Annotated in this window: 23 protein-coding genes; 17 read left to right on the plus strand and 6 right to left on the minus strand. The window is 71.0% G+C overall.

The genetic code is table 11. The annotated features are described in order from the left end of the window. The first annotated feature begins 16 nt into the window (after window positions 1-16). From AB0N73_RS07750 to AB0N73_RS07760, 3 genes are read left to right on the plus strand one after another with little or no spacing between them, the layout of a single operon-like run. Window positions 17-673: a hypothetical protein gene (locus tag AB0N73_RS07750; RefSeq protein ID WP_363562068.1), complete on the plus strand. Its 657-nt coding sequence runs from the start codon at window positions 17-19 to the stop codon at window positions 671-673. Then, complete coding sequence (locus AB0N73_RS07755) at window positions 670-1,005, plus strand: hypothetical protein (protein WP_363562070.1); 336 nt, start codon at window positions 670-672, stop codon at window positions 1,003-1,005. The genes AB0N73_RS07750 and AB0N73_RS07755 overlap by 4 nt, the downstream gene beginning before the upstream one ends. Beyond that, window positions 1,002-1,721: a hypothetical protein gene (locus AB0N73_RS07760; RefSeq protein ID WP_363562072.1), complete on the plus strand. Its 720-nt coding sequence runs from the start codon at window positions 1,002-1,004 to the stop codon at window positions 1,719-1,721. The genes AB0N73_RS07755 and AB0N73_RS07760 overlap by 4 nt, the downstream gene beginning before the upstream one ends. A gap of 31 nt (window positions 1,722-1,752) precedes the next feature. Here the strand turns inward: AB0N73_RS07760 and AB0N73_RS07765 are convergent, their stop codons facing one another. Next, window positions 1,753-2,208 carry a hypothetical protein gene (locus tag AB0N73_RS07765; RefSeq protein WP_363562074.1) on the minus strand — a complete coding sequence of 152 codons (456 nt, stop codon included), beginning with the start codon at window positions 2,206-2,208 and terminating at the stop codon, window positions 1,753-1,755. Window positions 2,209-2,264: 56 nt separating this feature from the next. On the opposite strand from AB0N73_RS07765, the gene AB0N73_RS07770 reads away from it, so the two are divergent. Both AB0N73_RS07770 and trpS read left to right on the plus strand, forming a co-directional pair. Continuing rightward, window positions 2,265-3,113, plus strand: a complete 849-nt coding sequence (locus AB0N73_RS07770) for an exodeoxyribonuclease III (protein WP_363562076.1) — start codon at window positions 2,265-2,267, stop codon at window positions 3,111-3,113. 44 nt (window positions 3,114-3,157) lie between these two features. Then, complete coding sequence (trpS, locus tag AB0N73_RS07775) at window positions 3,158-4,162, plus strand: tryptophan--tRNA ligase (protein ID WP_363562078.1); 1,005 nt, start codon at window positions 3,158-3,160, stop codon at window positions 4,160-4,162. A 12-nt stretch (window positions 4,163-4,174) separates the two neighbouring features. Here the strand turns inward: trpS and AB0N73_RS07780 are convergent, their stop codons facing one another. Continuing rightward, window positions 4,175-4,906, minus strand: coding sequence for a FadR/GntR family transcriptional regulator (locus tag AB0N73_RS07780; protein WP_363562080.1), 732 nt, complete (start codon window positions 4,904-4,906; stop codon window positions 4,175-4,177). A gap of 132 nt (window positions 4,907-5,038) precedes the next feature. Between AB0N73_RS07780 and AB0N73_RS07785 the strand changes: the two genes are divergently transcribed. The 3 genes from AB0N73_RS07785 to AB0N73_RS07795 all read left to right on the plus strand — a co-directional run bounded on the left by AB0N73_RS07785 (window position 5,039) and on the right by AB0N73_RS07795 (window position 7,269). Beyond that, window positions 5,039-6,301: an alpha-hydroxy acid oxidase gene (locus AB0N73_RS07785; RefSeq protein WP_363562082.1), complete on the plus strand. Its 1,263-nt coding sequence runs from the start codon at window positions 5,039-5,041 to the stop codon at window positions 6,299-6,301. Between the two features lie 146 nt (window positions 6,302-6,447). Beyond that, the gene (locus AB0N73_RS07790; protein ID WP_363562084.1) at window positions 6,448-6,828 is read left to right on the plus strand and encodes an alpha/beta hydrolase; all 381 of its coding nucleotides are present in this window, start codon (window positions 6,448-6,450) and stop codon (window positions 6,826-6,828) included. A gap of 78 nt (window positions 6,829-6,906) precedes the next feature. Next, a complete protein-coding gene (locus AB0N73_RS07795) occupies window positions 6,907-7,269 on the plus strand; it encodes a hypothetical protein (RefSeq protein ID WP_363562086.1) in 363 nt (120 codons plus the stop codon). Here the strand turns inward: AB0N73_RS07795 and AB0N73_RS07800 are convergent. Together AB0N73_RS07800 and AB0N73_RS07805 are read right to left on the minus strand one after the other, a co-directional pair. Continuing rightward, window positions 7,239-7,364: a hypothetical protein gene (locus AB0N73_RS07800; RefSeq protein WP_363562088.1), complete on the minus strand. Its 126-nt coding sequence runs from the start codon at window positions 7,362-7,364 to the stop codon at window positions 7,239-7,241. The genes AB0N73_RS07795 and AB0N73_RS07800 overlap by 31 nt on opposite strands. After that, window positions 7,361-8,047 (minus strand): hypothetical protein, encoded by a 687-nt coding sequence (locus AB0N73_RS07805; RefSeq protein WP_363562090.1) that lies wholly within the window; start codon window positions 8,045-8,047, stop codon window positions 7,361-7,363. The genes AB0N73_RS07800 and AB0N73_RS07805 overlap by 4 nt, the downstream gene beginning before the upstream one ends. A gap of 202 nt (window positions 8,048-8,249) precedes the next feature. On the opposite strand from AB0N73_RS07805, the gene AB0N73_RS07810 reads away from it, so the two are divergent. Together AB0N73_RS07810 and AB0N73_RS07815 are read left to right on the plus strand one after the other, a co-directional pair. Beyond that, the gene (locus AB0N73_RS07810; protein WP_363562092.1) at window positions 8,250-8,816 is read left to right on the plus strand and encodes a GNAT family N-acetyltransferase; all 567 of its coding nucleotides are present in this window, start codon (window positions 8,250-8,252) and stop codon (window positions 8,814-8,816) included. Between the two features lie 33 nt (window positions 8,817-8,849). Beyond that, window positions 8,850-9,713: a DNA-formamidopyrimidine glycosylase family protein gene (locus AB0N73_RS07815; RefSeq protein ID WP_363562094.1), complete on the plus strand. Its 864-nt coding sequence runs from the start codon at window positions 8,850-8,852 to the stop codon at window positions 9,711-9,713. 4 nt (window positions 9,714-9,717) lie between these two features. Here AB0N73_RS07815 and glpK read toward each other — a convergent pair whose 3' ends face one another. Both glpK and AB0N73_RS07825 read right to left on the minus strand, forming a co-directional pair. Beyond that, window positions 9,718-11,247 (minus strand): glycerol kinase GlpK, encoded by a 1,530-nt coding sequence (glpK, locus tag AB0N73_RS07820; RefSeq protein WP_363562096.1) that lies wholly within the window; start codon window positions 11,245-11,247, stop codon window positions 9,718-9,720. A gap of 59 nt (window positions 11,248-11,306) precedes the next feature. Beyond that, the gene (locus AB0N73_RS07825) at window positions 11,307-13,040 is read right to left on the minus strand and encodes a glycerol-3-phosphate dehydrogenase/oxidase (protein WP_363562118.1); all 1,734 of its coding nucleotides are present in this window, start codon (window positions 13,038-13,040) and stop codon (window positions 11,307-11,309) included. 105 nt (window positions 13,041-13,145) lie between these two features. On the opposite strand from AB0N73_RS07825, the gene AB0N73_RS07830 reads away from it, so the two are divergent. The 7 genes from AB0N73_RS07830 (at window position 13,146) to AB0N73_RS07860 (ending at window position 19,921) form a co-directional block, all read left to right on the plus strand. Further along, on the plus strand, window positions 13,146-14,111 hold the full coding sequence (locus AB0N73_RS07830) for a sugar-binding domain-containing protein (protein WP_363562098.1): 966 nt from the start codon (window positions 13,146-13,148) through the stop codon (window positions 14,109-14,111). Between the two features lie 280 nt (window positions 14,112-14,391). Further along, window positions 14,392-15,456: a bifunctional diaminohydroxyphosphoribosylaminopyrimidine deaminase/5-amino-6-(5-phosphoribosylamino)uracil reductase RibD gene (gene ribD, locus AB0N73_RS07835; protein ID WP_363562100.1), complete on the plus strand. Its 1,065-nt coding sequence runs from the start codon at window positions 14,392-14,394 to the stop codon at window positions 15,454-15,456. Further along, window positions 15,456-16,097, plus strand: a complete 642-nt coding sequence (locus tag AB0N73_RS07840; RefSeq protein ID WP_363562102.1) for a riboflavin synthase — start codon at window positions 15,456-15,458, stop codon at window positions 16,095-16,097. Before ribD ends, AB0N73_RS07840 begins: the two co-directional genes overlap by 1 nt. Then, window positions 16,094-17,371, plus strand: coding sequence for a GTP cyclohydrolase II (ribA, locus tag AB0N73_RS07845; RefSeq protein WP_363562104.1), 1,278 nt, complete (start codon window positions 16,094-16,096; stop codon window positions 17,369-17,371). The genes AB0N73_RS07840 and ribA overlap by 4 nt, the downstream gene beginning before the upstream one ends. Further along, a complete protein-coding gene (ribH, locus tag AB0N73_RS07850) occupies window positions 17,368-17,841 on the plus strand; it encodes a 6,7-dimethyl-8-ribityllumazine synthase (protein WP_363562106.1) in 474 nt (157 codons plus the stop codon). The genes ribA and ribH overlap by 4 nt, the downstream gene beginning before the upstream one ends. A 38-nt stretch (window positions 17,842-17,879) precedes the next feature. After that, on the plus strand, window positions 17,880-18,233 hold the full coding sequence (locus AB0N73_RS07855; RefSeq protein WP_363562108.1) for a Fe-S protein: 354 nt from the start codon (window positions 17,880-17,882) through the stop codon (window positions 18,231-18,233). Window positions 18,234-18,475: 242 nt separating this feature from the next. After that, window positions 18,476-19,921 carry an MFS transporter gene (locus AB0N73_RS07860; RefSeq protein ID WP_363562110.1) on the plus strand — a complete coding sequence of 482 codons (1,446 nt, stop codon included), beginning with the start codon at window positions 18,476-18,478 and terminating at the stop codon, window positions 19,919-19,921. Window positions 19,922-19,989: the final 68 nt, after the last annotated feature.

Raw genomic sequence — 19,989 nt, forward strand, 5'->3', positions numbered from 1 at the left:
GAAAGTGACGGATCCCATGATCGATGTCCACGCGCGTCTCGACGCGCTGATCGAGTCCGGCCGAGAGACCGAGGCCGCCCTCGTCTCCACCCGCCTGCACCCCCAGCGACTCGTCGAGGGAGCGGATCCCTCCGGCCTCGTGCGCGTGCGATGGGAGGGCGAGGAGGTCACCCTCGAGGTCTCGGACGGGTGGGAACGGACCCTCCCCGCCGAGGAGCTCAACGGCGCGGTCATCGCCGCCATGACCGACGCGCTGAGCCGGCGATACGACGAGACGACGCTGCGCACCGGGGACGAGATCATCGAGTCGCCGGCGGTCATCCCGCCGCAGCTCGATCTGAAGCCGTTCACCACCGACCCGGCCTTCGCCGCCGCCATCCGGCGTCCCGACTTCCCCGAGCGGCTGCACGCGCTCATCGCCGAGACGGAGCGGCGCACGGCGCTGCGTCAGAGCGGACGGGGACCCGCAGGCATCGTCACGGCCCGGCTCGGGCACGACGGCGCCGTCACGGCGCTGCTCGTCGACGCCGGGCAGGCCGAAGGTCGCCGCGGCGCCGATATCTCACGGGATGGGGCGGCGGCCATCGCCGACGCGCGTCGCCATGCGGCCGGGACCGACGACACGACACGGCCGCTCTCGGCCACCGAGGCCATCGAGGTGCTGAACGCATGAGCGACGAACTGATCACCGTCGACGTCGCCGACCTGCGCGGCGACGCGAAGCTGTGGAACACCGCGGCCGGCGACCTGCAGAAGGCCATCGCGTGCGGCCAGGCGCAGGACCTGCCCAACGAGGCGTTCATGATGGCCGGCATCAGCGTGGCGGCCGGATACCGCGCGCTGGCGTCGCAGTTGCTCGACCGGATGACCGCCGGCCACGCGCAGCTGTCCGGCCTGTCGGCCGCGCTGGTCGAGATCGCCGAGGAATTCGAGCAGTACGAACTGGACACGATGGCGGCCGTCGAAGGACTCGGCGACCAGCTCGGAGAGGACTTCGACGTATGAGCAGCGGAGCCGCCGCGGTCGACGCGGCATTGAAAGAGATCATCGAGAAGATCCAGAGCTTCACCAGCGCCGTCGACGCGGCGCTCCGCTTGGTTCCCGACTTCCTGCTCAACCTTCTCGGCGATGCCCTGGAGAAATGGGACGAGTTCTGCCGCAAGGTCGATGCCTTCTTCGCGATCGTCGAGGAGATCTTCTCGTACGGATGGGGCGATGCCGATGCCCTCCGCCAGGCGGCGGAGCGGTGGCAGACCTGCGCGGCCGACCTCCTTCAGAGCGCGTACGACCTGCTCTCGAACGACGCCATCAAGGCGGACACCTCGTGGTCCGGCGGAGCGGGCGACCTGTACGCGGCGCGGTTCCAGAACCAGATCGACGAGCTGCGCAACTCGCAGGACGCCACCGAGCGTCTCTCGGCGGTCCTCGAGGATCACGCCGAGGCGCTCGACACGTTCTACAGCAACCTGACGGCCGGGCTCATCGGCGCGGGCGCGAGCCTGGCGGGTCTGGTCGTCAGCGCCATCGCGCTCGTGCCCCCGGTGACCCCGATCGGCGTCGTGGGGCTCATCGTCTCGGCCATCGGACTCATCGTCAGCCTGTACTACCTCTTCAAGAACGAGGTGGCCGACCTCGAGCGCATGGGCGACATCGGCGCGGAGGCACTCGAGCAGGCGCGCTCGGAGGCGTCGCTGGCCTGGCCGAAGATCGTCACGGCCTGAGGGCCGAACCACCGCCGGGCCGCGTGGTGCCTCACCCGCGAGGCGGAAGCCCCCGCATCGCGCGGGCGGCGAAGGCCACGTAGACGCCCGGCAGGACGATGCAGAGGACGATCGCGGCGGGAACGGCGATCGCCAGCACCCCCGCCGCCAGCACGGCGTCGAGGACGAGCGTCAGCACCAGCGCCCCGCCGCCGAACCCGATCATGAGTCCGACCACCGTTCCGAAGGCGGATCCCGCCGCGGGGTAGCGGCGGGTCAGCGCGTTCGCGACCGCCAGGATCCCCCAGGAGCCGACGACGACGAGGGCCAGGCCCACGCCGTCCCGGACGGCGACGGCGCGGTCGATCGGGAGAACCAGTTCGACCGCGAGCACGACGATGAGGAAGCCGATCGACGCCCACGCCCCGACGATCGCGATCCGGCGGGCCGCGGCGAGCGTGGCACGGAGGTTCTCGGGACGGTAGGGATCGGGCCTCTGCGCGGACATTCCCCCAGGCTACCCAGCCCCCTCCCGTGTCGGTGGGGCGGGTTACGCTGGCAGGCGTGTCTCGCAGCATCCGCATCGCCTCTGTCAACGTCAACGGCATCCGCGCCGCCGTCCGCAACGGCATGGCGGGATGGCTCGACACCGCCGATGTCGACATCCTGACCCTGCAGGAGGTCCGCGCCGAGCTGTCGCACCTCGAGCAGGCGCTGCCGGGCTGGCAGATCGTGCACGACGAGTCGCTCAGCAAGGGCCGCTCGGGAGTGGCCGTGGCCAGCCGCATCCCGATCACGGCATCGCGCATCGCACTCGGCGACGACGACGTCGATTCCCGCGGACGCTGGATCGAGGCGGACGTCACCGTCGACGGCGAAGCGATCACCGTCGTGAGCGCGTACGTGCATTCCGGCGAGGTGGGGACCCCGCGCCAGGAGGCGAAGTACGGGTTCCTCGACGCGATGAGCACGCGCCTCGCCGAGCTCGCGCGGGAGGACGCGCTCGCACTGGTCACGGGGGATCTCAACGTGGGCCATCGCGAGCTCGACATCAAGAACTGGAAGGGCAACGTGAAGAAGGCGGGCTTCCTGCCCGCCGAGCGCGCCTACTTCGACCGCTTCCTCGGCGACGAGGGCGCCGAGGTCACGAGCGTCGACGGCGCGACGGGCACAGGCCTCGGGTGGATCGACATCGGACGCCGCTTCGCCGGCGAGGTCGAGGGGCCGTACACGTGGTGGTCGAACCGCGGCCAGGCCTTCGACAACGACACCGGCTGGCGCATCGACTACCACCTGGCGACCCCGGCCCTGGCGGCGCGCGTGAGCGACTACCGGGTGGCGCGCGCGGCGACGTACGCCGAGCGATGGAGCGACCACGCCCCCGTCATCGCCGACTACCGGGTCGGCGTCTGAGGGATCGGCGAAGCGGCGGGCATCCGGGTCCGTAGAATCGTCGGGTGAGCAAAGCGCGCCTGTACTCCGGAATGCAGCCCTCGGCCGATTCCCTCCAGATCGGCAACTACATCGGGGCGCTGCTGCAGTGGCGCGACCTGCAGGAGTCGTATGACGCGTTCTTCTCGGTCGTCGACCTGCACGCGCTGACCCAGCCCAACGACCCGGCGGAGCTGCGGGCGAAGACCCGCCGCACGGCGGCGCAGTACATCGCCGCCGGCATCGAGCCCTCCAAGTCCACGCTGTACGTGCAGTCGCACGTCTCGGCGCACGCGGAGCTCGCCTGGATCCTCTCGACCCTCACCGGCTTCGGCGAGGCCGGGCGCATGACGCAGTTCAAGGACAAGTCGCAGCGCTACGGCGCCGACGCCACGAACGTGGGCCTGTTCACCTACCCGGTGCTCATGGCCGCCGACATCCTGCTCTACCAGACCGACATCGTGCCCGTCGGCGACGACCAGAAGCAGCACGTCGAGCTGACCCGCACGCTCGCCGAGCGGTTCAACTCGCGCTACGGCCAGACCTTCCGCGTGCCGATGCCCGTCATCCAGCAGGAGACGGCGCGCATCTACGACTTGCAGAACCCGACCGCGAAGATGTCGAAGTCGGCGGAATCGGATGCGGGTGTGCTGTGGCTGCTCGACGACCCCGCAGTGAGCGCGAAGAAGATCATGCGGGCGGTCACCGACTCCGAGGGCGTCGTGCGCTACGACCGCGAGACTAAGCCCGGCGTCTCGAACCTGCTGGTCATCTTCGCCGCCCTGACCGGGCGCCAGATCCCGGCGATCGAGGACGAGTTCGCCGGCCGCGGGTACGGCGACTTCAAGAAGGCTCTCGCCGAGGTGATCGTCTCGGAGTTCGGCCCGGTGCGCGAGCGCGCGCTGGCGCTCCTGGACGATCCCGCCGAGCTCGACCGCGTGCTGGCGACGAACGCCGCGAAGGCCTCGGCCGTTGCCGACGCCACGCTCCAGAACGTCTACGACCGCATCGGTCTGCTGCGCCGCAGCTGACCTCTGCTCCTCTCAGGCGCTGGTGAGGGCGGTCTCCGCGAAGCGGATGTGCCGCTCCGCCAGCTCCTCGGCGGCATCCGCGTCGTGGCGCTCGATCGCGTCGAGAAGCTCCAGGTGCTGCTGGTGCAGGGTGGCGACGAGTTCCTCCCAGCCCTCGTAGTCCTGCAGGGCGACGAGAATGCGGGCGCTCAGCGACTCGCGGATCGCGACCGTCATCGAGGCCACGAGCCTGTTTCCGCTGGCTTCGGCGATCGCGACGTGGAACGCCGTGTCGGCATCGTTGTAGGCGGCATGACCGAGGCTCGCATCGGCGCCGGTCTCGAGCGTGGCGCGGATGGCGGCGATGCCCGCCTCATCCGCGTGCAGCGCAGCCAGGCGCGCACTCGAGCGCTCGAGGATCACGCGCGCATCGATGACGTCGGCGTACGGGAAGTTGGCGAGCGCGACGTGCAGCCGGAGGAAGCGGGTGAGCGCCCCGTCGGGAAGAGCCGCGACGAAGGTGCCGGCGTCGGCACCGGCGCCGACGCGCGCCCGGAGGACCCCCTGGCCCTCGAGCACGCGCACGGCCTCGCGGACTCCCGCGCGACTGACCTCGAGCCGGGAGGCGAGCTCTCGCTCGGGCGGCAGCGGATCGCCGACGCGCAGCGCTCCCGACATGATCTGGTCCTCGATCGCCTGGACCACGAGTTCGTGCGCGCGGGTGCGCGGGACGGGCCCCCACGCGGGGCTGCGATCATCGGTCATCGGAACATCCTCTCGCCTTCGAGCACGATGCGCCGCCGGATTGACTCGGCCGGGACGCGCGCCTATCCTAGCGCAGAGGTCAGACCATATCCCGCGATCGAGGCAGATCGCGCCCACCGCCGAAGGATGCCGATGAGCACCGTCCGCAGACAACTCCCCAACCCCGTCGAGCTGCTCGAACTCATGCAGTTCAAGAAGATCGATCTGAATCTCAAGCGCCGCCGCTTGGCGGGCGCCCTCACGATCGCCGATCTGCAGCGCATCGCGCGCCGTCGCACTCCCAAGGCCGCGTTCGATTACACCGACGGCGCCGCCGACGGTGAGATCTCGCTCAGCCGCGCGCGGCAGGCCTTCCAGGACATCGAGTTCCACCCGTCGATCCTGCGCGACGTGTCGACCGTCGACACGTCGACCACGATCTTCGGCGGCCCCTCGGCGCTCCCATTCGGCATCGCGCCCACCGGTTTCACCCGGCTGATGCAGACGGAGGGCGAGACGGCAGGCGCGGGCGCAGCCGGAGCGGCCGGCATCCCGTTCACCCTCTCGACCCTCGGCACCACCTCGATCGAGGACGTGAAGGCCGCGAACCCGACGGGTCGCAACTGGTTCCAGCTGTACGTGATGCGTCAGCGCGAGATCTCGTACGCGCTCGTGGAGCGCGCCGCGGCCTCGGACTTCGACACGCTCTTCTTCACGGTGGACACGCCGGTCGCGGGCGCCCGGCTGCGCGACAAGCGCAACGGCTTCTCGATCCCCCCGCAGCTGAGCATCGGCACGATCGTCAACGCGATCCCCCGCCCGTGGTGGTGGATCGACTTCCTGACGACCCCCAAGCTCGAGTTCGCCTCGCTCTCGGCCACCGGCGGCACGGTCGGCGAACTGCTGAACTCGGCGATGGACCCGTCGATCTCGTTCGACGACCTCGACATCATCCGCTCGCTCTGGCCCGGGAAGATCGTGATCAAGGGCGTGCAGAACGTCGAGGACTCCCGGCGCCTCGTCGACCTCGGCGTCGACGGCATCGTGCTCTCGAATCACGGCGGGCGTCAGCTCGACCGCGCGCCGGTTCCCTTCCATCTGCTGCCGGACGTCGTGCGCGAGGTGGGCTCGGACGTCGACATCGCGATCGACACCGGCATCATGGATGGCGCCGACATCGTGGCCTCGATCGCGATGGGGGCGAAGTTCACCCTCATCGGCCGCGCCTACCTGTACGGGCTGATGGCAGGCGGACGCGAGGGCGTCGACCGCACGATCGAGATCCTGCGCGAGCAGGTCGTGCGCACCATGCAGCTGCTGCAGGTATCCGAGCTGGCGGAGCTCACCCCGGCACACGTGACACAGCTGCAGCGGCTGATCCCGCGCACCGGCGCATCCGCCTTCACCGAAGCCTGAGGGGCCGCGGAGCGTTGCGGCGCGACACCGCAACGCTCCGCCACCCCTCGCCTCGCCCCGCGACCTGGCTCACGGGGACCGAGTCCGACACGGATGCGCTTGCGGCCACGTACGCGTCGCGTGAGGCCGCCGATGCCCTCGCCGCCATGTCCTCCGACGACCCCACAACGGAAGCAGAGTTTCGCGAGTCGTTCCTTCGACAGGCTCCCGCCGGCTACGCACGGTGGACTTCCGCGGAGCAGGCTCACGCCGCCGTCGGAGCGGTCAGCCTGGCGGCAGCCTTGGCCTGGTTCACGGACATTCCCGACGATGCCGTTGCGCAGATTCGAGCCATGGTTCCTCCACGTACCGTGGTGATCGGCGGCGATCGTGACCTGCTCACCGGAGCACAGCCCGTGAGGGACTACGCGGCGACACTGCATGCCGACGTCGAGGTGATCGCCGACTGCGGACACTACCCGTGGATCGAGCAATCGGTGCGCTTCCGGGAACACCTCCTCCCCTGGCTCACCCCGGCCCAGAGCTGACGAGTCCGAAGCCCGTGCGTCACGCGGCGACGCCGACGCGCGATACGGTCGAGGACCGAGCCGACGGATGGGGAGTTCATGCACGAGAAAGCCGATACCTCGGATACCGCAGCCCCGCGGACAACGATCGGCGACCTCTTCGAACGCGAGCCGCCTCGGTGGGGCGTGCGTGGCGACGTTCACCTGTGGCGCGAGCTGCAATCCGCGCTGGAGGCGATCGAACTCCCCGCGAGCCGTTGGGCGTTCCAACGTGTCGTCGAGGATGCGTGGCGGGATGCCACCGGAGTCGCGCTGAACGAGTCGGCCACGCCGTTGTACGTCGAACGCCTCGATCCGGGACACGGGATGTCGGCGGGACAGGTCTCCCCGGCGTGGTGGCACGCAACCGGAATGATGATTCTTCTCGACCGTTACTTCGCCGCGACCGGCAACTCACCGTAGGGGCCCGTGCCCGACATCACCGTGACCCGGCCACCGTGCGTGAGCTGATCGCGGCCGTCACCGCGGATGAGCGGCAGGGCCCTCGGATCGCTCATGAAGAGCTCCCCTCGAACTCGACGAACAGCTCGCGCACAGCGACGCCACCGCGCTCCTCTGCTACCGCGGCCAGACGGGCATCGTCCTCCGAAGCCGCGGTCGTGTACGGCGCTGGACCGCCGGGATTCTGCGCCACCCACGGGTAGGTCTCTTCTCCGAAAGATCCTGGCGTTCGAATCACCACCGGACGTCCAGGAGCGGATCCGAGCGACCCCACCCAGGCGTCCCCCCAGCGCTGCCTCCCGAGAGCGGCCAGCGTGACCGCCGTCGGATCGCAATTCATCCCCGTCGTCCAGCGAGGCGAATCCGCGACAGAGATGATGCAGCCGTGGATCGTCAATTGCACCGAGACCCCATCCGGCAGTGCCAAGCGAGCAGGACCCACCATGGATGCCGGGACGACCGCCGCGAGCGCCTCGATCATCGGACGCACCCGAGATAGCCAGTGCGGTCCGGCCTCGTCCTCGGACCGCAGCCCGAGCATCTTGAAGATGCCGACGTAGCCCATCGTCTGCCGCACGTACTCCTGCAGCCCATTCCACAGCCGCTCATCAGCAACGACCCGGCTCATCGCAGTATCCCTCTCCCGTTCGCGGCCAGGACCGACCGCGTGCCCTGGATCCCAGGGCTCCCGGTGCGCCGTGACCTCCAGCCGGGGGTCGTCGAGCGTGGCGTCGATCACGACGGTACGCGGTCGGCGGACACCATTCTCCACGGCCGACAGCGTCGAGCCGTCGGCAGATCGACGACCGGGGTGCGGGTGCGGCAGGTGTCCGAGCCGGCGGCGCTCACCCCGGCACACGTCACACAGCTGCACCTGCTGATGCCGCGCATCGGAGCATCCGCCTTCTTCGGGGCCTGAGGGGCCGCGGTAGCGTTGCGGCGTGGCACCCGCAACGCTCCGCTCCCCTCGCCTCGTGCTCTCGGTCCCCGACTCGGCCGATGTGGATGCGATCCACCGTGCGCTGCAGGATCCCGAGATCGCTCGCTTCACCACGATCCCGTTCCCCTACTCGCACAGCGACGCCGAGGAGTTCGTCGCCCGGTGCACCCGCCAGTGGGAGGACGGCAGCAACCCGCGGTGGGCGCTGCGCCACCAGGGCACACTGACCGGCATCGTCGGCCTCCACGGCCTGGACGGCTCGGGCACCGGCGAGATCGGCTACTGGTCGACGGCCGCGGGACGGGGGCACGGCTTCATGACCGAGGCCGTCACCGCCGTCCTCGACTGGGGATTCGCGCCGGAGGGCGCCGAGCTGCACCGCGTCGAATGGCGCGCCGCCGTCGGCAACGCGGCGAGCGCCCGCGTCGCGCGCGCGACGGGGTTCCGCTACGAGGGGACGCTCCGCGGCGCGCTGCGCAACGGCTACGGAGAACGCAGCGACGGATGGATCGCGGGCCTGCTGGCCGCGGACCCGCGGACGCCGTCGTCCTGGCCGATCCCGATCTGAGCGGATGTCGCGGGCCGGTGACAGGATGACACCATGCCCGAGATGCCCGAGGTGCAGGGCCTGGTGTCGTTCCTCGACGATCGACTGACCGGGCGGAGTTTCGCCCGCGTCCGCGCGGTGGCGATCTCGGCGCTGAAGACCTACGACCCGCCGCTCGACGTCCTCGAGGGCGCGAGCGTGACGGCGGTGGGACGCCACGGCAAGTTCGTCGAGATCGCCACGGCGGCGGGCGTCTCGCTGATCTTCCACCTCGCCAAAGCGGGGTGGTTGCGGTGGTACGACACCGCACCGACGACGCCCGTGAAGCCGGGACGGTCGCCCATCGCGCTGCGGGTCTCTTTCGACGACGACTCGGGGTTCGACCTGACCGAGGCGGGCACCAAGAAGTCGCTGGCCGTCTACACCGTGCGCGATCCCGGCGATGTCCCCGGCATCGCCCGCCTCGGCCCCGACCCGCTCGGCCCGGACTTCACCCGCGACGTGCTCGCGGCGCTGCTGGCCGATCGCCGCACGCAGATCAAGGGCGTGCTGCGCGATCAGTCGATCATCGCCGGCATCGGCAACGCCTACTCCGACGAGATCCTGCACGTCGCGCGCCTGTCGCCCTATGCCCTGGCGAGCACGCTCGACGAGACCGAGATCGACACGCTGTACGCCGCGATCGGCGACACGGTGCGCGAGGCGGTGGCGACCGCATCCGGCAAGCCGCCCGCCGAGCTGAAGGACGCCAAACGACGCGGGATGCGGGTGCACGGCCGGCGCGGTGAGGCGTGCCCGGTCTGCGGCGACGAGGTGCGATCGGTGTTCTTCGCCGACAACTCGCTCGAGTACTGCGCCACGTGTCAGACCGCCGGCAAGATCCTTGCCGACCGCCGCCTGTCGCGTCTGCTCAAGTAGCGCGTCAGTCGGCGGTGCCCATGAGGATGCGGGCGTCGGTGTCGACCCAGTCGAACGAACGGCGCACCGCCTTCTGCCACATCCGCACGCGCCGGTCGCGTTCTTCGGCATCCATCTGCGGCTCCCAGCGCTCCCCCTCGCGCCAGTGGCCGCGCAACTCCTCGAACGAGGTCCACACCCCGGTCGCGAGCCCCGCCGCGTACGCGGCTCCGAGCGCCGTGGTCTCGACGATCTCGGGGCGGACGACCGGGATCTGCAGGACGTCGGCCTGGAACTGCATGAGCAGTCCGTTGCGCGTCATGCCGCCGTCGACGCGGAGCTCCTCGAGCGGCTTCCCCGTGTCGGCCTCGACCGCTGTGATGACATCGAGCGTCTGGAAGGCGGTCGCCTCGAGCGCCGCGCGCGCGATGTGCGCACGGGTGACGTAGCGGGTGAGCCCCACGAGCGCCCCGCGCGCATCCGGCCGCCAGTACGGCGCGAACAGTCCCGAGAACGCGGGCACGAAGTACGCGCCGCCGTTGTCGGGCACGGTCTCGGCGAGGGTCTGCACCTCGGACGCCTCGGAGATCAGCCCCAGGTTGTCGCGCAGCCACTGCACCAGCGAGCCGGTGACCGCGATCGACCCCTCGACCGCGTAGTGGGCGGGCTCGTCGCCGATGCGGTAGGCGACCGTGGTGAGCAGACCGTGCTGGGAGCGCACGATGCGCTCGCCCGTGCCGACGAGCAGGAAGTTGCCGGTGCCGTAGGTGTTCTTGGACTCACCCGCGTCGAAGGCCGCCTGCCCGAACGTGGCCGCCTGCTGATCGCCGAGGATGCCCGCGATCGCGACGCCGCGGAGGGCATCCACCTCGGTGATCTCGCCCAGCACGGCCGACGACGACACGATCTCCGGCAGCATCGCGGCGGGGATGCGGAACGTCTCGGTCATCCGCTCCGACCAGGCCAGGGAGGCCAGGTCCATGAGCAGCGTCCGGCTCGCGTTGGTCACGTCGGTGATGTGCCGCGCGCCGCCGGTCAGCTTCCAGACCAGCCAGCTGTCGATCGTGCCGAACAGCAGGTCGCCCGCCTCGGCCGCGTCGCGCGCGCCCTCGACGTGGTCGAGGATCCAGGTCACCTTGGATGCCGAGAAGTACGTCGCGAGCGGCAGTCCCGTCTCGTCGGCGAACCGGTCGCGGTCGCCCCCCTCGCCCCCGAGGCGATCCAGCAGCACCTGCGTGCGCGTGTCCTGCCACACGATCGCGTTGTGCACCGGCCGCCCCGTGCGGCGGTCCCACACGACGGCCGTCTCGCGCTGGTTGGTGATGCCCAGCGCCGCGATGTCGGCGGCGACCAGACCCGCCTCGGCGAGCGCCGCCTCGAGCACCCCGGCGGCGTTCTGCCAGATCTCGTCGGCATCGTGCTCGACCCATCCGGCGCGCGGGAAGATCTGCGCGTGCTCGCGTGCGGCCGACGCGACGATGCGTCCCTCCGCATCGAACACGATCGCGCGTGTGGATGTCGTGCCCTGGTCGAGGGCGATCACATGGTCGGCCACGTCGCCGTTTCCTCTCCGTCCCGGCGGGCGCCGGTCCGTGCTCGATTATGTCGTGGTCGTCAGGACGCCGCGGTCGCGGCGGCATCCCGACGCGCGTCCGCGCCGTCCGACGGCTCGGCGGCGCGCACCGCGGCGATGCCGGCGGCTACCTCGTCCGTCGTCCGCTCGTCGTCCCATCCCAGCACCGGAGCGACGACGCCGGCGATCTCCTCGGCGGCCGCGATCGCCCCGCCCGTGAAGGCGAGGCTGGTGCGGCGCAGCAGCAGGTCGGCGAGGTGGCGCACGTCCTCGGCGGCGGCGAGGTGGCGCAGCTCTGCGCTCGAGTACGCCGGCGCCGACGCCAGCGGTGCGTCGGTCGTGTCGGCCGCGATCGCGTCGATCACCTCGGTCGCCCGGGTGCCGTAGCGCGCCAGGAGTTCCTGCACCCGCACCGCGGGAACCGCGCCCGCGTGGCGCTCGACCCATTCCGCGCGCCGGCGCGGCGAGGTCGGGAAGTCGGTTCCGCCGCCGATCGGAACGCCGGCCGTGGAGCGTCGACGCGATGCCCCGAGCTCCCCCAGCACGCGATCCGACAGATGCTCGGCGAGCGCGCGGAACGTGGTCCACTTGCCGCCGACGAGGCTGAGCGTGCGCGTGCGCCCCGCGGATCCCGGCAGGTCGGCGCGCTCGATGCGGTAGTCGCGGGAGACGAAGCCGGGGGCGATGTCGCCGTGTCCCGGCAGCGGGCGCACACCCGAGAACCGGTACACGATCTGCTCGCGCTCGACGGGCACGTCGGGGAACACGTGGCGCACGAGCTCGATGAAGTAGTCGACCTCGGCGTCGGTGCACACGATCGGATCGTGCATGTCGTGCTCGAGGTCGGTCGTGCCGATGAGCACCCGGTCCTTGAGCGGGTAGACGAGGACGATGCGCCCGTCGCTGTGCTCGAAGAAGATCTCGCGGCCGGCGGTCGCGGCCAGGAGCCGCGGGTTGTCGACGACGATGTGCGACCCCTTCGTGCCGCCCATGAACTGCGTGGGCGCGCCGAACAGCTCGTTCGTGAGATCCGTCCAGGGCCCCGTCGCGTTGACGACGACGCGGGCCGAGACGACGACCTCCTCACCGGACTCCTCGTCCCGGATCAGGACCCCGCCGTCCCGCGCCGCCACGACGCCGGCGTAGTTGACCGCGCGGGCCTTCTCGCCGCCCGCGGCGCGGGCGTCGTGCAGCACGTCGAGCGCGAGGCGCTCGGGGTCGTGGATCGAGGCGTCCCAGTAGCTGGCGGTGTAGCGCACGTCGGGGTTCAGCTCGGGCAGGATCTCGCGCGAGCGACGGCGACCGTGGAAGGTGTGCCGCGGCACGCGTCCGCCGCCGCGGGAGAAGGAGTCGTAGATGACCAGGCCGACCTTGATCAGCACCGCGCCGCGTTCCTTGGGCGCGCCGCCGCCGTGGCGCAGGAACCGCAACGGCGCCGAGAGGATGCCGGAGAACGTGGAGAAGATCGGGATGGTGGTGCGCAGCGGACGCACGTAGTGCGGGGCGATGCGCAGCAGGCTGTTGCGCTCGACCACCGCTTCGTGGACGAGACGGAACTCGCCGTTCTCGAGGTACCGGACGCCGCCGTGGATCATGTGGGACGACGCCGCCGACGCACCGCTGACGAAGTCGCCGCGCTCGACGAGCACGACGTCCACGCCCTGCATCGCGAGGTCGCGGAAGGTGGCCAGACCGTTGATGCCGCCGCCGACGATCACCACGTCGGCCTCGGGGCGTTCGGTCAGTCGGCGCCAGGTGGGGCGCACCGCATCCATCGACATCTCATCCTTCTCACCGCGGCGTCGGGTGCGCCGCCCTCCCATGCTCGATCATCTGCACCATCGTTGCAATCCGCGTGCACGAACGTGCACACTGGGCGGATGCCCGCCCCCACCAGCCAGCAGGACGAAGCCGCCCTGGCCGCCGCGACCGCGCATTACCTGCACGGCGAGACGATGGAATCCATCGCGCACCGCCTGCGCGTCTCGCGCTCCACCGTGTCGCGCCTGCTGCGCTATGCCCGCGACCGCGGGCTGGTGGAGATCCGCATCCGCTCGCCCCGCGACGCCCCGCAGGCCGCGGCGCGGGCGCTGCGGGCGCGGTACGGGATCGCGGTGCACACGGCGGCCGTGCGCCAGGAGGCGAGCGACGTCGAGCAGCTCGACCTCGTGGCCGCGACCGGGGCGGATGTGCTCGCCGCCCATATCGGGTCGCACCAGACGGTGGGGGTGGCCTGGGGATCGACGATCGCCGCCGTCAGCCGTCAGCTGGTGTCGACGCCCACGACCGGCACCCGGTTCGTGCAGCTCAACGGCTCGGGCAACACCCGCACGACCGGTCTCGGCTACGCGAGCGAGATCCTGCGCCGCTTCGGTCGCGCCTTCACCGCCCAGGTGCAGCAGTTCCCCGTCCCCGCCTTCTTCGACGACCCGGCCACCAAGACGGCGCTCTGGCGCGAGCGCAGCATGCGCCGCATCCTCGATGCGCAGACGGAGATGGATGCCGTCGTGTTCAGCGTGGGGGCGTCGGGGTCTCCGGTGCCCAGCCACGTGTACGCCGGCGGCTATCTCGAGCCCGACGACCTGGCGGAGCTCGAACGGGAGCAGGTGGTGGGGGACGTCGCCACCGTCTTCTACCGGGCCGACGGCTCGAGCGCCGACATCGCACTGAACGCCCGCGCCACCGGCCCCGACCTGGCGCTGCTTGCCCGAGTGCCGCGACGCATCTGCATCGTGGCGGGCGCCTCGAAACTCGCGAGCGTGCGCGGGGCGCTGGCCGCTGGTCTCGTGACCGACCTCGTCATCGACGCGCCGTCGGCGCACGCGCTCGCCGAGGCGGCCTCCTGAGCCGCATGTCGGCACGTGTCCCGGGAATGAAATCGCCGCTGCGCTGTTGGCTACACTCAGTGCAGAACGTGCTCCGGGGTCGGTGAGAATCCGAACCGGCGGTGATAGTCCGCGAGCGTGAGGCCCCCGACAGGGTGCCGATCGCCGATCCGGTGGAACTCCGGGACCGACGGTGATGCGATCCGAGAGGATCGCGAGTCCGGATGAGAGGCAGCACGAACGCGTCGCGGTATCCGCGACGCGTCGAGCGTCCCCGGAGCCCGCCGATGAGGAGGGTCGAATGCCGGGTAGCGACGTCGAACGCAGCGCCATGGCGCGTGCGTTGGAGTTGGCCCGTCGCGGCCCGCTCGGAGTCAATCCGCAGGTCGGGGCGGTGCTGCTCTCGCCCGACGGCGAGGTGATCGCCGAAGGATGGCACCACGGGGCCGGCACCGCGCACGCCGAGGTGGACGCGCTCGCGCACGCCGATCCGGATGCCGTCCGCGGCGCAACGGCGATCGTCACCCTGGAGCCGTGCAACCACACCGGACGCACCGGGCCCTGCGCGGTGGCGCTGATCGAGGCCGGGGTGGCGCGCGTCGTCTACGCCATGGCCGATCCGACGCCCGAGGCCGGAGGCGGCGCCGAGCGGCTCCGCGCCGCCGGGGTCGAGGTCGAGTCCGGCCTTCTCGCCGACGACGCCCACGCCCTGCTCTCGTCATGGACCGGCCTGCAGCGGCGCGGCCGCCCGCACGTCACCCTCAAGTGGGCGCAGAGCCTCGACGGCCGCGCGGCCGCCGCCGACGGATCGAGCCAGTGGATCACCGGACCCACGGCTCGCGAGGACGTGCACCGGCGCCGCGGCGCCGCCGACGCCATCGTCGCCGGAACAGGCACCGTCCTCGCCGACGACCCCTCGCTGACCGCCCGGAACCCGGACGGGACGAGCCGCGACGCGCAGCCGCAGCCCGTCGTGATCGGCACGCGCGATCTCCCCGCGTCCCTCCGCATCCACGCGCATCCCCGCGAGCTGTGGCACTACCGCACGCACGACCTCCACGACGTGCTGCGCTCGCTCGGCGAGCGCGGCGTGCACCGGGTGTTCGTGGAGGGCGGGCCGTCGCTGCAGAGCGCTCTGCTGCGCGAGGGACTGGCCGACGAGATCCTCGCCTATGTGGCGCCGGTCCTCCTCGGCGGCCCCCGGGTGGCGATCCAGGACATCGGCGTGCCCGACATCTCGGCCGCCCACCGCCTCCGCCTCGATGAGGTGCGTCGCCTCGGCGACGACCTGCTCATCGTGCTGCGTCCCGACACCTCCGCGGACGAGGCCGCCGCGGCGAACGACCCGTCAGAAGGAGTGAGCTGATGTTCACCGGAATCATCGAAGAGATCGGCGCCGTCACCGCGGTGTCGCCCGCCGGAGACGGCGTGCGCCTCACCGTGCGCGCCCCGCTCGCGGTGTCGGATGCCGGACACGGCGACTCGATCGCGGTCTCGGGCGTCTGCCTCACCGTGATCGACCGCGGCGACGACTGGTTCACGGCCGACGTCATGCGCCAGACGCTGGATGTGACGACCATCGGCGGCGTCGCCCCCGGCACCGCCGTGAACATCGAGCGCGCCACGGCAGCGCACGGGCGCCTCGGCGGCCACATCGTGCAGGGTCACGTGGACGGTGCGGGCCGCATCCTCGAGGTCCGTCCCGGCGCCCAGTGGAGCGTCGTGCGCATCTCTCTGCCCGCCGACCTCGCCCCTCTCGTGGTCGACAAGGGCTCCATCGCCCTCGACGGCGTCTCGCTCACCGTCAGCGCCGTCAGCGCGGCGGATGCGGCCGAACCCTGGTTCGAGGTCTCGCTCATCCCCGAGACGCTCGCGGCCACGACGCTCGGCGCACGCGCACCGGGAGACCCGGTGAACCTCGAGACCGACATCCTGGCGCGGCACGTGCAGCGCCTGCTCGCATTCACGCCGGCGCCCGCCGGCACGATCGAAGGGGGCTCCCGATGAGTCTCAGTACCATCCCCGAAGCCCTCGCGGCACTGCGCGAGGGGCGCCCGATCATCGTCGCCGACGACGAGAACCGCGAGAACGAGGGCGACGTCATCCTGTCGGCCCAGCTCGCCACCCCCGAGGCGATCGCCTGGACCGTGCGCTGGTCGAGCGGCTTCATCTGCGCACCCATGCCCGCCGACTGGGCGGACCGGCTCGACCTGCCGCCCATGGTGGAGGTCAACCAGGACGCCCGCGGAACGGCCTACACCGTCAGCGTCGACGCCGCCGAGGGCGTCACGACCGGCATCAGCGCCGCCGATCGGGCGCACACCCTGAACGTGCTGGCCGATCCGACGTCGCTGCCCACCAGCGTCAACCGTCCCGGCCACATCCTGCCGCTTCGCGCCGTCGACGGCGGCGTGCGCGAGCGCGGCGGGCACACCGAGGCCGCGGTGGAGTTCATGCAGCTCGCGGGGCTCCAGCCCGTCGGCGCGATCGCCGAGATCGTCGCCGAGGACGGCAGCATGATGCGCCTGCCCGGTCTTCTCGCCCTCGGCGAGCGCGACGGCATCCCGGTCGTCACCATCGAGCAGCTCGTGGCCCACCTCCGCGAGGTCGATCCCCGCGAGGACGCACCCGCCGAGCCCGCGCACCGGCGCCGGGTGAGCCTGCGCGCCGAGGCCACCGTGCCGACCTCGCACGGCGAGTTCCGCTTCCTCGCGTACAAGGATCGCGTCACCGGCACCGACCACGTGGCGGTCGTGAAGGGCGAGCTGTCCGACGCCCCGCTCGTGCGCGTGCACTCCGAGTGCCTGACCGGCGAGGCGTTCGGCTCGCTCAAGTGCGAGTGCGGACCGCAGCTGGATGCGGCGCTGGACGCGATCGAGCGCGAGGGCGGCGTGGTCGTCTACATGCGCGGCCACGAGGGGCGCGGCATCGGCCTCATCAACAAGCTGCGCGCCTACAGCCTGCAGGAGCGCGGCTTCGACACGGTCGACGCGAACCTGGCGCTGGGCCTGCCCGCTGACGCGCGGGACTACGCCGCGGCCGCCGGGATCCTGGCCGATCTCGGCGTCGAGCGCGTGCGCCTGCTCACCAACAACACCGACAAGGTCGACCAGCTGCGCGCGCTCGGCCTCGACGTGATCGAGCAGGTGCCGCTGCTCGTCGGCGTCGGCCCCAACAACCACCAGTACCTCGCCACCAAGCGCGACCGGATGGGTCACGTCATCCCCGATGCCGACCTCGCCGACGCGCTCGCCCAGATGAAGGAGAACACCAGCCGATGAGCGGACACGGAGCACCCGAGACCACCCCGATCGACGCCGCGGGCCTGCGGGTCGTCGTCGTCGCGGGCACCTGGCACACCGTCATCAGCGACGGTCTGATCGCGGGCGCCGAGCGCGTGCTCGCCGCCTCCGGCGCCGAGTTCTCGGTCGTCCGCGTCCCCGGATCGTTCGAGCTCCCGGTCGCGGCGAAGGCCGCGCTGGAGGCCGGCGCCGACGCGGCGGTCGCCCTGGGCGTCATCATCCGCGGCGGCACCCCGCACTTCGAGTTCGTCTCGTCGGCGGCCACCGACGGCCTGACCCGCGTCGCCCTCGACACCGGCAAGCCGGTCGGGTTCGGCGTGCTGACGCTCGACACCGAGCAGCAGGGCATCGACCGCGCGGGTCTTCCCGGCTCGACCGAGGACAAGGGCGCTGAGGCGGCGGACGCCGCGCTGCGCACGGCGCTGCTGCTGCGCGCGCTGCGCTCCTGAGCAAAACCTTCAGTCATACATAAGGTATGGTGGCGGGCATGGAGATCCTGCGCCACCTCGTCCTTCTCGTGCACCTCGTCGGCTTCGCCGTCCTGTTCGGAGCATGGGTGGTCGAAGCCGTCGGAAAGCGCGTGCGCGTCACCCGTCTGATGACCTACGGCCTGCTCGTCGCGGGTGTCGCCGGCCTCGCGCTGGCCGCCCCGTGGGGCATCGACTACGAACCGAACTACATCAAGATCGGGGTGAAGCTCGTCGTGCTGCTGGTCATCGGCGCCGTCCTCGGCATCGGGTCCGCGCGTCAGCGCCGCACCGGCTCGCTGCCGTCCGCGCTCTTCTGGTCGGTGGGCGTGCTCACCCTCGCCAACGCCGCCATCGCGGTGCTCTGGCGCTGACCCCGACGCCCCGTTCCCGGATGCCCGCATCCCGCCTCTCCGGCGGGGCGCGGGCATCCGTCGTTCACGGCGACCGCGGGGCTCCGGCGCGGGCGTAGACTGTTCGATCGCGCGCCGGACACGCCGTCGGCGCTCCGGTGACCCAGCGATGTGACGCCCTGAGCACCACCCCCGCTCGGGCCCTCGCCGCCGGCGCGTTCCACGAGAACGATCCCGCTCTCCCCCCGACAGGTCCTCTCCGCATGTCCTCCTCCCCCGCCGCCACGACGGCACCCGTGAACTCGCGCACGCGCGTCATCACCGCCAGCCTCGTGGGCACCACGATCGAGTTCTACGACTTCTACGCCTACGCCACGGCCGCCGTCCTCGTCTTCCCCATCCTCTTCTTCCCCACCGGCAACGAGACCACCTCGCTGCTCGCCTCGTTCGGCGTCTTCGGTGCCGCGATGGTCGCGCGCCCCATCGGCGCGTTCGTCTTCGGGCACTTCGGCGACAAGTTCGGGCGCAAGGCGACGCTGGTCACCTCGCTGCTCACGATGGGCATCGCGACGTTCCTCATCGGCTGCCTGCCGGACTTCAACGCCATCGGATGGTGGGCGGCGCTGCTGCTGCTCTTCCTGCGCCTCGCGCAGGGCTTCGCGCTCGGCGGCGAGTGGTCCGGAGCGGCGCTGGTCGCCACCGAGAACGCACCGAAGGGAAAGCGCGCCTGGTACGGCACGTTCCCGCAGCTGGGCGCCCCGATCGGCTTCATCATCGCGAACACCGTGTTCCTGGTGATCAACTTCGCGCTGCCGCATCCCGACGGCACCGCGCAGCGCTCCGAGGCCTTCCTGGCGTGGGGATGGCGCATCCCGTTCCTGTTCTCGGCCGTCATGGTGATCATCGGCCTGTGGGTGCGGCTCAAGCTCGTCGAGTCCGACACCTTCTCGAAGGCCAAGCAGCAGGGCGCGATCCGCAAGTTCCCGCTCGGCGAGGTCATCCGCGGCCACTGGCGCGCCCTCATCCTGGGCACGTTCATCATGCTGGCCACGTACGTGCTGTTCTACCTGATGACGAACTTCACCCTCACCTACGGCACGAAGGCGACGCTCGAGGGAGCGCAGGCCGCGGCCGACGCATCCGGGACGGCGTTCGACGCCGCCGGCTACATCGCGGGTCAGGGCTACGGCTACATCGACTTCGTGCTCATGCAGATCATCGGCGTGGTGTTCTTCGGCATCTTCACGCTGCTCTCGGGCCCCGTGGCCGATGCGATCGGGCGCCGCAAGCTGCTGATCTGGGTGACCGTCGGCATCATCGTGTTCGGGCTGACGTTCAACATGTTCCTGCTGCCCGCGGCCGACCCCAAGTTCTCGGGCGCCCTCACGCAGGCGTTCCTCATCTTCGGCTTCGTGCTCATGGGCGCGACGTTCGGACCGATGGGCGCGCTCCTGCCGGAGCTGTTCCCGACGAACGTCCGCTACACCGGCTCGGCCATCTCGTACAACGTGTCGTCGATCCTCGGCGCGGCGGTCGCCCCCTCCATCGCGCTGGGCCTCTGGGCCGCCGCCGACGGACAGCCGTGGCTCGTGGGTCTCTACCTGTCGGGTTCCGCGGTGCTGACCCTCATCGCCCTCCTCCTGTCGAAGGAGACCAAGGACATCGACTACGACGAGAACATCGGCCTAGGCTCGACCGCCTCCCTCTAACCCCTCCCCGACCCGCGAGACAGCACTTTCGCGCCGAGACCGTGGGTTCAACCCACGGTCTCGGCGCG

Source organism: Microbacterium sp. NPDC089189 (assembly GCF_040685095.1).
Lineage (GTDB): Bacteria > Actinomycetota > Actinomycetes > Actinomycetales > Microbacteriaceae > Microbacterium.